The organism is Acidobacteriota bacterium (genome assembly GCA_022562055.1).
GTDB lineage: Bacteria > Actinomycetota > Acidimicrobiia > Spongiisociales > UBA5794 > BMS3BBIN02.
Genome location: JADFQA010000008.1, coordinates 56342 through 67733, shown reverse-complemented (window position 1 = coordinate 67733; position 11392 = coordinate 56342). Strand labels below are relative to the sequence as shown.

Genomic DNA, 11392 nt, shown 5'->3' with positions numbered 1-11392 from the left:
GATCAGAGTTCAGGCGTCATTCGGAAACCGATGCGTCCTCCGCGAACGTGGTTATTGGCAACTCGTGCAACGTTGCTGATGTCTCCCCGCCCGGCCATGTGATCTGGACCGCGGCGCCGTCGGGGACCTTGTGACGCACCACGGCAAGCGCGATCGGCGCATCGAGTTCAAATGACTCGGCGGCCGACGTAATCTCCCCAGTCGGCTCCCCACCGACGAACACGACTGCGCCCGACGGTGGCGTTACGCCCGACTTCATGACCAAACCAACGATCCGCTTGGTAACGCGTCCGCGTGAGTCGATACGCTCCACGATTTCTTGACCGAGATAGCAGCCCTTGGTGAAACTCACAGAACCGTTCAGTACACCGACCTCGTGAACGAGGGCCGACTCGGAAACGTCGCTGCCCATTACAGGCTCCCCCGCTTCAATACGAACTGCTTCCGCCGCAGAGTGGCCGACCAAGACTGCGCCCGCATCGACAACGGCTTCCGTCGACGGGCCGATAAGAACGTACCGTGCGAGCTCAACGCGAATGTGGCCGATGCTCGCAACCATCTCCCCCGACGATGAGAACCCCCACCTTCGCGACTCGGGAACCACGTAACCAAGATCGCCGACAAGGCTCGATGCGTCGGGACCGATCACCTCAAGCACCGGTCCCAGCACGGCGTCAATCGTGGCGTCCGTGTTCAACTTGAAGCGCGTCAGGTCACCAAGGACCGTCGCCTGAGATCCGACGTCACAGAGCAGAACAACTTCGTCGTTGCCAACGAGCACCCACAACATCGTTCTGATTTTTCCTTGTGGTGACAGCAGGAACGCTCGGGTGACGTCACCCTGTGAAAACGCGGTCAGATCTTGGGTCAAGGTTGCCTGGAGGAAGCTCACCGCGTCGGGCCCCCGCACCCAAATTGCTTCCAAACGGTCGGCAATCACTCCGACCCCGCCTCGCAAGGCGGCGTACTCACCGGCGACGTCATCGAGAGGCGCTGTGCTCATACTTTGTCTGCCGCGGCGACGGCGGCAAGTGCTGCTGCTGCCTTGTTCATGCACTCTTCGTACTCGGATGTCGGATCAGAGTCCGCAACAATCCCGGCACCAGCCTGCACCCAAGCTTTGCCGTCTGCAATCACCAGGGTTCGCAACGCAATTGCAGTGTCGACGTTGCCAGAGAAATCAATGTACCCAACGGCACCAGCGTACGGTCCCCGGGCGACCGGTTCGAGTTCGTCGATTATTTCCATTGCGCGCACCTTCGGCGCTCCGGTGACGGTCCCGTGCGGGAAGGTCGCACGCAACACGTCGATCGGGCCCACATCTTTGCGCAACGTTCCAGAAACTCCGGACACGAGGTGCATGACGTGGCTGTACCGCTCAATCACCATCAGGTCGTCCACAGTTACGCTGCCAAACTCCGACACGCGACCGACGTCGTTGCGAGCGAGATCGATGAGCATGACATGTTCGGCACGCTCTTTCGGGTCGGTGATGAGTTCCTCCGCCAACGCGGCGTCCTCTTCCTGGCTGGCACCTCGGGGACGCGTCCCTGCAATGGGTCGCGAGTACACCTTGCCGTTGCGGGTTCGGGTCATCAGTTCAGGTGATGACCCCGCTATCGCGAGACCTCCGAACCTTAAGAAAAATAGGTACGGACTTGGGTTGAGCAATCTTAAGGCTCGGTACACATCGAACGCGTCGCCGGTGAAGTCGACTTCGAGTCGCAGCGACGGCACAATTTGGAATGCGTCGCCCTTGACAATGTGCGCCGTAGCGGTGCGAACCGCGTCCTCGAATGTTGACTGGTCGATGTTGCACCGCGGCTGGCCCTGGTCAACAAATGCCGGTCGAGACAGCACGCGGTAGGGGGCTGCCTCACCGAGCTGATCGACCATTGTGTCCAGGTCCGCAACTGCGGCGTCGTACTGGGACGTTGGATCACTGTCAATAAAGACGTTACGAACCAGCCGTATCGTTTGCCGGAACCGGTCGACGATCGCCATCGATCCGACAAACTGAAACATGAGTTCTGGGAGTCCTCGGTCGTCCGGCGGACGGTTCGGAAGGTGTTCAATGTATCGCACGATGTCGTACGCAAGGTATCCCACCGCGCCCGCAAACAACGGCGGGATTTCATCTCCCCACCCGAGGAGTTCCCCGGGGGGTGTCCGATACGCCTCGGTCGCCAGTTCCAACGCGCTGAGTGGGTCCGCGTCGGCGAAAGCTGAGCCTTCGACGGTCGCACCTGGGCCGTCCGCTGTCGTCACGCCACCGATCGACGTCAACGTGAACTCTGGGTTCCACCCGACAAACGACCACCGCGCCCATCGTTCGCCGCCCTCCACGGACTCGAGCAGGAATCCGTCTGCACCACCAACGAGTCGTTCGAACACTGACACAGGGGTTTCGCGATCACCAAGAATTTCTACCGATACAGGCACGACGTTGTAGGTCCGGGCGAGTTCGAGAAAGACCTCACGGCTGATGTCTACTTTCATGACCCAGACCTTAGATGGATGGCTACCGACCACGGACCGTTCAGCTCACTTAGGCCATTTAGATCGCCGTCAGTCGATCAGATCACTGTCAAAAAGTCAAGCTTGAGGAAAAAGAGAACGTCACTAAACCACCCAGAGAGTTTGCCGATGTTCCCCGTCAGCAGGATGATTCCAAACACGGCAAGCAGCAGCCCGGAAAGGACTGAGATCTTGGTGAGATGTGGCTTGATCCGCGAAAACGTCCCCAGCGCACGCTGCAGGAACAGGGCCGCAAAGAGGAACGGTAGTCCGAGACCGAGCGAGTACGACCCAAGCAGTACCACGCCCGCAAAGACCGTGTCTGATGAACCGGTCAATGCGTACACGCTGGCAAGAAACGGACCGACACACGGTGTCCAACCTACGGCGAACGCGGAACCCATGAGCACCGGCCCGGCGGGGCCGAGTCGGTCCGTCCGCATTTCAAATCGACGTTCCTTCAACATCGGCAAGGTGAAGGAGGGCTGCCACACCGCGGTGAACGCAATGAATAGACCCATCAGAAGGATGAACCATCCCGCGACCGTCTCAAACGTCGAACGCGATTCGAGAATGAAACGTGCGACTTTGGTGGCGGCTGCGCCGGTAGCCATAAAAACAATCGAGAAGCCGAGCACGAATAGAGCTGTTCGTTTGGTGACCCGTCTTGATGAGGCAGTACCGTCGGATATCTCCTGGAGCGAATAGCCGCTCATCAAAGACAGATAGCCGGGGACGAGTGGCAGAACACACGGTGAGAGAAACGACAACGCGCCCCAGCCGAACGCCGCGATCAGATTTAGGGGGTCCACTTCGCTCCTGCCGGTAGGGTCACGTCAGGCAATCAACGCATTGCGGCGCTCTCATGTTCCCAGCGCCAGCTCGGTAAGACAATACCTGCACACCCGCGACGCCGGTGAACCACTAACCTCTTGTCACTGATCGCCGCTCATCGACAGGAACCCATGACTGCCAACCCGTCACAACGCCGTCCCCGCTTCACGCTGCGCGACCGCCGGGTGCTGTTTCTCATGGGCCTCGTGGCATTCTCAACCGGCTTCGGCGGATCGCTCATGGCGAACACTCTCCCATTCGCACGAAAGTCTCTGGGGATGACCGAAGGAGACATGTCAGCAGTGTTCGCTGTCGTGCGTGCCGCATCGCTGTTTGGCCTCGTTTTCGCCCTCCAGGCCGATACGAAAGGTCGGCGCCGCCCGCTTCTAATGGCGTTCTTGTTGCTGCCGGCCGGCAACCTCATAACCGCGATGGTCCCGGGAGTAGCGGCGTACGTTGTAGGTCAGAGCATTGCGCGGATCGGCATCGTTGCGGTTGCCGGTCTGGCCATTGTCATCGTTGCCGAGGAGTTGTCACCGGCGCTGCGCGGGTACGGGCTGGGAATCTACAGCGTGCTTGGCGGCCTCGGCACCGGTCTGGCACTATGGGCACTCCCAATCGCTGATGGCTCTCTTGACGGATACCGGGTGTTATTCGGTATCTCGGCGCTTTCTCTGCTGGTTTTTCCGATACTCAATCGGTATCTGTCAGAAAGCCGGGCGTATGTGCAGTACTCCACCAAGGTAACGTTCTCGCAGGCGCTAAAGGCTGGTCTGAGTAGACATTTCTGGCCTCTTGCTGGCATCAGCTTCTTCGTTGGCGCCTTTGCGTCCCCCGCGTTTGACTTCGCTCTTGAGCGACTGATCGGCACTCTGAGCTGGGACACGCGCCCGGCGTTGTTTCTCATCATCGTGTTCTCTGGCGGTGGTATGTCGGGGCTATTTTTTGGTGGGAGAGCGTCGGACAACATAGGACGCCGGCCGACAACGATCGTCGCCCTGCTGTTTGGTCTCATTGGTGGCATCGCGTTCTATACAGTGACGTCCGGGTGGCTGTTGGCGCCAGCGATCTTCCTCGCAACGTTCGGCATGTCGATGCTGGCACCTTCGTTCGCCGCTCACCGAGCTGAGTTGTTTCCGACGCGGGTGCGGGCGTCGGCTTCAGGGTGGCTGACAAACATCGCGATTGTCGGCTCGATATTCGGCTTCGTAATTGGCCGAGTAACAATCGAACGATACGGAATGGCTTCGACGATCTCCCTGCTCGGCGCCGGACTCGTCATTGCTATGTTTCTCGTGTATTCACTCCCCGAGACCCGGGGACTGGATCTTGTTCGCGGAGCGGCCCAACAGCGTGCCACACCACAAACGCCGCCGCCCGAGCAACAACCAGCGCCGCAATCCCCCACCACACCCCACGAAGACCCCAGCCCCGTGGTTCCACCTGGCCAAGAACCGCCACCGCAATAGCCATCGAAACGGCCATTGCGCCTGCAATGAACCGCACAGACGTGAAACCGATCGCAATGCCGTCCCACACAAACACCATTGCGCCGATCGGCATGAGCCATATCAGCACCGGGTAGGTTGCATCGACCTCGAGAAGTACAGCCGGTGACTGCGTGAACCATCTCGCGATCCACGGACGCAGCGCGATCAGCAGCAGCGAAAACGAAACGCCGGTCACGAATCCCATCCATAGCAGCCGAAAGGTGAGCACCCTTGCAGAGCGAATACCGACCTCTGCACGCACTTTGGCGATGAGTGTCTGCGCCGCAATGGCCAGTGCGTCGACCGCAAAACCGAGGAAGAACCATATCTGGCCGATGACTTGGTTGCCCGCTACTGCAACCGGTGAGACGCGTGCAGCGACAGCCGTTGCAACTGTGAAGGCGATCAGAAGCGAGGTCGTCCGCACGACAATCGCTCCACCGACTGACAGAAATGCCTTGACCGACTGCCAGGCTGGGCGGGTGAAGTCGACGAGCGTCCCGTCGTCTCGCTGCTTCACGAGGAACACAAGGAATAGGCCAGCTCCGACATATTGCGCAACAACCGTGGCGACTGCGGCACCGCCGAGACCCCACCCAGCACCGAATATCAGCAGCGGGTCGAGGATGAGGTTTATGACATTGAACGCGACAGTGATCCACAACGGCGTTCGGGTGTCGCCAAATCCACGAAACACGCCGTGACCAGCGGTGACTACCAGCATGGCGGGCAGCGCGAGAGCCCGGATCGTCACATACTGCGTTGCGAGGGCCGCCGTCTCACCGCCACCCCCGATAAGATCGGTAATTGACGGCGCAAACGCACGCAGACCAACGGCTCCGACAACGCCGAACACCACCGCAACCACTACGGCCTGACCACCAAAAGCCGCGGCTTCTTCGCGTTCCCCACGGCCAAGCGCGCCAGCGATGAGCGGAGTGGTGCCATACGCCAGAAAGTTGAACAGTGTGAATGCAACAAGAAACACCGCGGTCGCAACCCCGAGTGCGGCAAGCTCGGGGGTACCGATGCGGCCAACAAACGCCGTATCAACAAGGCTGATCAACGGGTCAGCGGCAAGGGCACCCAAGGCAGGCCATGCAAGGCGCGATATTGCGCTGTCGAATTCGGTCTTGTGCCATGGTCGGGTCACGCCGGGGCGAGAGCCTTAGATTCGTAAGAGCATCGATCCGCAAGCGGACACTCCCAGCAGCGAGGCCGCTTCGCATCGCAGACGTCGCGACCGAACTGGATCATACGCATCGACACGCCCGACCAGTCGCTTTTGAGAAACAATGCCTTGAGGTGAAACTCGATCATCTCAGGGTCCGAGTATGTAGTTATGCCAACGCGGTTCGCCACGCGCTTCACATGCGTGTCGACTGCGATTGCCGGGCGATCCCAGACTTCGGCGAGAACCACACTTGCAGTTTTACGACCGACGCCACGCAGCGTTACGAGTGCATCGAGGTCGTCGGGGACCTCGCCATTGAACTTGTCGACCACATCTGCGGCAAGCGACACAATCGACTTCGCCTTCTGACGGTAGTAGCCAGTTGAGTACACGACCTGCTCGACGGCATCGAGCGACGCCTGCGCAAGGTCATCGGCCGTGGGCCACCGCTCGAACAACTCAAAACAAACCTTGTTGACCGCCTCGTCGGTGGTTTGGGCTGACAAGACAGTCGCAACCAGAAGTTGCCAGGCGTTCTCATAAGCAAGGGCCGTCGCTGCCACCGGATAGATCTTCTTTATGCGACGGAAGATCGTACGAGCATTACGGCGTTCTTGTGCAGTCGGCGGTGGATCTAGCGGCAGACGCGTCATAAGGGCGACTCTACCCTCTACACTCAGGGCCGTGGACATCGCCGAAATAGTCGCCTCCCGCGCCCGGGTCGAAGGCGACCTGATCAAGGTCGACGATTTCCTCAACCACCAGGTCGACCCGATCGTCATGAAACAGACGGGCCGCCAAATCGCCGACTTGCTCGCCGATCGATCCGTCGACCTCATTCTCACGGCTGAGGCGTCCGGCATTCCCCCAGCACTAGCCACTTCCTTCTTGACGGATATCCCGTGCGTGTATGCCAAGAAGTACGTCGGACCCGGGAACCGATACACCTTCGGGCGCGAAGTCGTTTCGCCCACCAAGGGTGTCGAGTACCGAGTGGAGGTCGCACGCCACCTTCTCTCACCTGGTCTTCGCGTTGCAATAGTTGACGACTTCCTCGCCGGTGGCCGCACTGCGGAAGCACTCGGTGAGATCGTTGAAGAGGCCAACTGCAAAGTCGTCACATTTATCTTCGTCATCGAGAAGACGTACACCGAGGGCCGCAGGCGACTTGAGGCACACAACTGGACCGTCGAATCCCTGGTAAAGATCGCAAACATCAATAATGGCACGATCACGCTCGTCTGACCATCCTGACGTGGCCGGCATGGCAGTGCAAGAACTTGTGGCTGATGCCAAGCACAGTCGGACCACACTGAAACGGATCGCCGCAGCGATCGAGACCTCACCGGACGTCAACCAAATCAAGACGGCAATCGTGGTCGATGCCCGCGCCCTGGGCATTGACCTTGCGTCTGACGCAGAGCGATGGCCCGCAAAACGGCTCTTACGACTGGCGGCGGGCCGCGCAGCGGCGTCACGCAAGCGGCGCAACCCAATTACACGCGACGAGGAGTTTGAGTGCCTGTCGTGCGGGGCGGCGGTTCCCAAGGGTGGGGTGCCTGTCAGAGACCACTGCCATAGGTGCCTTGTGTCGCTCCACGTCGACAACGTTCCGGGAGATAGAGCCGCACAATGTGGCGGCATCATGCACCCGGTAGGTCTTGGACGATCGAATGGCGCCGACACCATTGAGTACCAATGCGCAACATGTGGCGCTGCTCATCGGGTCATCGCTCACCCCGATGATGACACCGCTGCGCTGCAGTCCGTCGGTGGGCTTCCGCCGTTGTAGGGCTACCGGCTACATTGCAGGCCATGCATCCTTCCCGGATCCTCGTTCTTGCTGGCGCCATCGTCGCCGCGGCGTCGTTGCCGTTGGACGCGGTGCAATCGCCAACAAGTGACAACTGGTCAATGATCGTCGCCGACGCATGGCCGGCAGTTGTTCTCACCGCGATAATCGCAGTCTTTGCAGTCGCCGGACAGATCGCAGAAGGTTTCACGCCGAGCGGCACCGTCATGTCGATGGTGCTAGCTGCTAGTGCGGCGCTGTTGATGGTGGCAAAGTACATAGACGCGGTAAAAGCCATAGACGTGCTGCAACTGCGTGGTCACACAGCCTCCATCGGAGCCGGCATGTGGGTGCTCGCAGCGGGAATCGCGGTCGTCATTGCAGGATCTCTCTGGTCGACAAGCCGCCGCCTGCACTAGCGGTGTATCTGGAAGTCGCTGAAAGTTCTACTCGTCGGCATCGGGGCCGCTAGGACACGAACGCGCTGAGGATGCCGACCCCCACAGCGATCAGCCCGAAACCGCCGATGACCGCCCAGAAGGCGGTTGGGTTCGCCTCGGGTCGTAGACCCTCACGAAGACGATCCGCCAGATGCGTTCCTTCGTCCTCGGGGCGCACCTCGGAGCGTCCTCCGAACAGGAACCCGGTAGTGCCCTTTCCTATCGAGTCGTAACCACCACCAAAGAACCCGCCACCTCCCACCGCACCGAGACCGACAAACGCCAACGTTCCGCCAACCCCGCGCACGACACCCGCATCGGTGAGCAGACCAAACAACGACCCGATCGCAACAGAAGCAACGATGAGCACCCCGTACGTCTTCAGGTAGCGCGGAAACCGCTCGCGCAACGGTTCCTTCGGGAAGGAGATTTCATCGGAGAGTCCGTGTGACTGCATCCCGCCCAGCATACAACGGGACCGGAACGAGGCCAGCCCCAACTACGCCGCTCACAGCCAGACAACTCCAGGACCGACGGTCCGTGATCTACCCGTCCCGATCGTCAAGGTAGTCAACCGAATAGTCTCGGTAGTACTCGAAAAATACTTCTGTGCATGTTCCCAGGTCGTCAGGATGCTCAACAGCGGCCTCGCAGTCCCGGATCATCTGCCGAGATCCGTGAACCCTCACAAACTCCAAGTTATCCGCATACAGAGCTCCACCGCGAATAGTCCCCGAAACCCGGTAGTGGTCCGACCACAACGTGGAAACGACCGGATACCTGAACATATCCAACCGATCAGCGTCAACACCATAAAGGGCTATCGTCGCTCCGTAGCCGCCCAGCGGAAGATCGAGAAATAGGTTCGCAAACTTCGTGATACCGTTCTCGACAACCACAACACCAACGAGTTCAACGTCCGTGCCATCAGGAAGTTGCCCGGCGTCGAAGGCGGATAAGAATGGTGCAAGGGTCGTCGTAGTAGATGACACCGTCGGGGAACCGGCGGTCGTCTGGCACGCCGCGGCCACCAGGGCCAGCACCGCAACCATCACAAACCCCCGAACACCCCACCCCACCCTCACGGAGTGCATGCGACTGTCCAGTGGACCGCGTTACAGCAGGCCACGTCTGCGGAGATCGTCTTGTTGGCGACGTTCGATCCACCAGATGCCCTTGCCCGCGTAGTGGAAGAGCGCAAGCAGCCCTGCAAGCACGGCCACCAAGGCCGCAAGGATCTCGGGGCCGACGAAGTAGGAATTGTCGCACCACGCCAGACCGGAGGAACACAGACCGAGACCTGTGCCTCCACCGGTGAGATCGGCGAGGCTCAACACGGGGATGAACGCGACTCCGATCATGGCCAGGAACACAACGGCACGGAACACTTGCAGCACGTATTTCACGTCTTGCAGGCTAGCGGACGTCGTGTCTTGCGCATGGATTGCTCGACGCGCTACCGTGAACAACACTGTTGTGATTCCGAATCATCGGCGAAGGATCCATGCCCGAATTCACCATCGAGAGCTTCACTGACGAAGAGGCTGAGATCCTCAATCGGTTCTTCACAAACCTTGACAAGCCGGTGTTCGGTCTGATCAACCTTCCCGAGGTTGTCAAGGGCGCACTGTTCGCCAGATACAGCCGCTCCCCCAAGTCCATCAGACGTCTGTTTCTCGACGAGTTCTACTCGAAAGAGGACATGGGTGCACAACTCTCAGCCGACAGCGGAGAGACCGACGCCGCCCGCACGAGGGCCGAAGGACTCTACCAACGGATATTCTCCGAGTACGGTGACGACTCGGTGGCACAACTCGGTGGCGCACACCTAGCGTGCGAGCAAGCGTCGAACGTGTTGACCAAGGTGCTCGAACGTGGTCGGCTAGCCTCGTATCTCGAACAGTCAACCCGCTACATCTTCTACGACAAGCGGCTCGGCTACCGCTACCGCTACATGACGCCCCCCGAAGTAGCTGCCGGCTCGCTTGCAAACACCTATCGCGAGACCATGGAATCGCTGTTCCGCACGTACAGCGATGTTGTGTCACGTCTCGTTGCTTACTACGAAAAGCTGTATCCAAAAGCGCCGGAGGACTCCAACTTTGTCTGGAGATCGACTATTCGAGCCAAAGCCTGCGACGACGCAAGGGGACTTCTGCCGGCATCGGCGCTATCAAACGTTGGGATATTTGCATCGGGTCAGGCATACGAGGCGCTGCTGTTACGGATGAGAGCCCACCCACTTGCCGAGGTGCGTGACTACGGCGATCTCATGCTCACAGAGCTCCGCAAGATGATCCCCTCGTTTATGAAACGGGTCGATATCCCCGAAAGGGGCGGGGCATGGTCACAGTATTTCCGCACAGTTGCCGAGGATCTCGAGACCCACGCCAGCGAGATCCCGCCATCCACAGACCGACCCGAAGTAACACTCGTCGACTTCGACCCTGACGCAGAAACCAAAGTCGCTGCAGCAGTTCTGTACCGTTATGCATCACAGCCCGACGATCAGATCCTCGACTATGTACGCGCATTGCCGCCAGATAAACGGGCAGCGCTCATCGCAGCGAGCGTTGGAGACCGAACGAATCGGCGTCACAAACCAGGGCGCGGCTTCGAGCGCACCGACTACCGATTCGACATCCTGTGTGACTACGGCATCTTCCGCGACCTGCAACGCCACCGATTGTTGACACTCGACTGGCAGAGACTCACGCCCGACCATGGGTTCGTTACCCCTCAATCGATCAACGACATCGGAGCCGTCGAATCGTGGCAGGGCGCAATGGAACGTACCGCAGCGTTGTACGCCGACGTGACGGATGCGTACGGCAAAGACGTTGGCCAGTACGTTGTGCCCTTTGCATACAAGATTCGCTTCTTCTTACAGATGAATGCAAGAGAGGCGTTTCATCTGCTTGAACTTCGCACGGCTGCAGGTGGCCACCCCGACTACCGACGCGTTTGTCAGACAATGCACACGCTGATCAAGACCCAGGCTGGGCACAAGCTCATTGCCGACGCCATGAGCTACGTTGATTACACCGACTACGACCTAGCCAGGCTCGACGGTGAACGGCGCGCTGAGGCTAGACGCGCCGCGGCCGGTGTCGCCGAGCCCGAAGCCGAACGAATCTAACGAACT

At 59.7% G+C, this 11392-nt stretch carries 12 protein-coding genes; 5 read left to right on the top strand and 7 right to left on the bottom strand.

Annotated features, from left to right (window positions below; translation table 11 throughout):
* Positions 1–16: 16 nt before the first annotated feature.
* From IIC71_04165 to IIC71_04155, 3 genes are all read right to left on the bottom strand, one after another.
* Positions 17–1003 carry a folate-binding protein YgfZ gene (locus IIC71_04165; GenBank protein ID MCH7668388.1) on the bottom strand — a complete coding sequence of 329 codons (987 nt, stop codon included), beginning with the start codon at positions 1001–1003 and terminating at the stop codon, positions 17–19.
* Positions 1000–2499: an anthranilate synthase component I gene (gene trpE, locus IIC71_04160; protein MCH7668387.1), complete on the bottom strand. Its 1500-nt coding sequence runs from the start codon at positions 2497–2499 to the stop codon at positions 1000–1002. The genes IIC71_04165 and trpE overlap by 4 nt, the downstream gene beginning before the upstream one ends.
* Positions 2500–2576: 77 nt before the next feature.
* On the bottom strand, positions 2577–3329 hold the full coding sequence (locus IIC71_04155) for a cytochrome c biogenesis protein CcdA (protein MCH7668386.1): 753 nt from the start codon (positions 3327–3329) through the stop codon (positions 2577–2579).
* A gap of 153 nt (positions 3330–3482) precedes the next feature.
* On the opposite strand from IIC71_04155, the gene IIC71_04150 reads away from it, so the two are divergent.
* The gene (locus IIC71_04150) at positions 3483–4820 is read left to right on the top strand and encodes an MFS transporter (GenBank protein MCH7668385.1); all 1338 of its coding nucleotides are present in this window, start codon (positions 3483–3485) and stop codon (positions 4818–4820) included.
* A gap of 1170 nt (positions 4821–5990) precedes the next feature.
* Here the strand turns inward: IIC71_04150 and nth are convergent.
* Complete coding sequence (gene nth / locus IIC71_04145) at positions 5991–6668, bottom strand: endonuclease III (protein ID MCH7668384.1); 678 nt, start codon at positions 6666–6668, stop codon at positions 5991–5993.
* 31 nt (positions 6669–6699) lie between these two features.
* On the opposite strand from nth, the gene IIC71_04140 reads away from it, so the two are divergent.
* From IIC71_04140 to IIC71_04130, 3 genes are read left to right on the top strand one after another with little or no spacing between them, the layout of a single operon-like run.
* Positions 6700–7260, top strand: a complete 561-nt coding sequence (locus IIC71_04140; GenBank protein MCH7668383.1) for a xanthine phosphoribosyltransferase — start codon at positions 6700–6702, stop codon at positions 7258–7260.
* Positions 7238–7807, top strand: a complete 570-nt coding sequence (locus tag IIC71_04135; GenBank protein ID MCH7668382.1) for an RNHCP domain-containing protein — start codon at positions 7238–7240, stop codon at positions 7805–7807. The genes IIC71_04140 and IIC71_04135 overlap by 23 nt, the downstream gene beginning before the upstream one ends.
* 23 nt (positions 7808–7830) lie before the next feature.
* Entirely contained in the window at positions 7831–8226 is a 396-nt protein-coding gene (locus tag IIC71_04130) for a hypothetical protein (GenBank protein MCH7668381.1), read from the top strand.
* A 49-nt stretch (positions 8227–8275) separates the two neighbouring features.
* Here the strand turns inward: IIC71_04130 and IIC71_04125 are convergent, their stop codons facing one another.
* The 3 genes from IIC71_04125 to IIC71_04115 all read right to left on the bottom strand — a co-directional run bounded on the left by IIC71_04125 (position 8276) and on the right by IIC71_04115 (position 9653).
* Positions 8276–8704, bottom strand: coding sequence for a hypothetical protein (locus IIC71_04125; protein ID MCH7668380.1), 429 nt, complete (start codon positions 8702–8704; stop codon positions 8276–8278).
* 88 nt (positions 8705–8792) lie between these two features.
* A complete protein-coding gene (locus tag IIC71_04120) occupies positions 8793–9341 on the bottom strand; it encodes a hypothetical protein (protein ID MCH7668379.1) in 549 nt (182 codons plus the stop codon).
* A gap of 21 nt (positions 9342–9362) precedes the next feature.
* Complete coding sequence (locus tag IIC71_04115; GenBank protein ID MCH7668378.1) at positions 9363–9653, bottom strand: hypothetical protein; 291 nt, start codon at positions 9651–9653, stop codon at positions 9363–9365.
* 98 nt (positions 9654–9751) lie between these two features.
* Between IIC71_04115 and IIC71_04110 the strand changes: the two genes are divergently transcribed.
* Positions 9752–11386 carry an FAD-dependent thymidylate synthase gene (locus IIC71_04110; protein MCH7668377.1) on the top strand — a complete coding sequence of 545 codons (1635 nt, stop codon included), beginning with the start codon at positions 9752–9754 and terminating at the stop codon, positions 11384–11386.
* Positions 11387–11392: the final 6 nt, after the last annotated feature.

Bases quoted from the DNA above. Each gene is read 5' to 3' on its own strand.
- IIC71_04165 (MCH7668388.1), bottom strand. From the start codon at position 1,003: ATGAGCACAGCGCCTCTCGATGACGTCGCCGGTGAGTACGCCGCCTTG.
- trpE (MCH7668387.1), bottom strand. From the start codon at position 2,499: ATGAAAGTAGACATCAGCCGTGAGGTCTTTCTCGAACTCGCCCGGACC.
- IIC71_04150 (MCH7668385.1), top strand. From the start codon at position 3,483: ATGACTGCCAACCCGTCACAACGCCGTCCCCGCTTCACGCTGCGCGAC.
- nth (MCH7668384.1), bottom strand. From the start codon at position 6,668: ATGACGCGTCTGCCGCTAGATCCACCGCCGACTGCACAAGAACGCCGT.
- IIC71_04135 (MCH7668382.1), top strand. From the start codon at position 7,238: ATGGCACGATCACGCTCGTCTGACCATCCTGACGTGGCCGGCATGGCA.
- IIC71_04130 (MCH7668381.1), top strand. From the start codon at position 7,831: ATGCATCCTTCCCGGATCCTCGTTCTTGCTGGCGCCATCGTCGCCGCG.
- IIC71_04125 (MCH7668380.1), bottom strand. From the start codon at position 8,704: ATGCAGTCACACGGACTCTCCGATGAAATCTCCTTCCCGAAGGAACCG.
- IIC71_04120 (MCH7668379.1), bottom strand. From the start codon at position 9,341: ATGCACTCCGTGAGGGTGGGGTGGGGTGTTCGGGGGTTTGTGATGGTT.
- IIC71_04110 (MCH7668377.1), top strand. From the start codon at position 9,752: ATGCCCGAATTCACCATCGAGAGCTTCACTGACGAAGAGGCTGAGATC.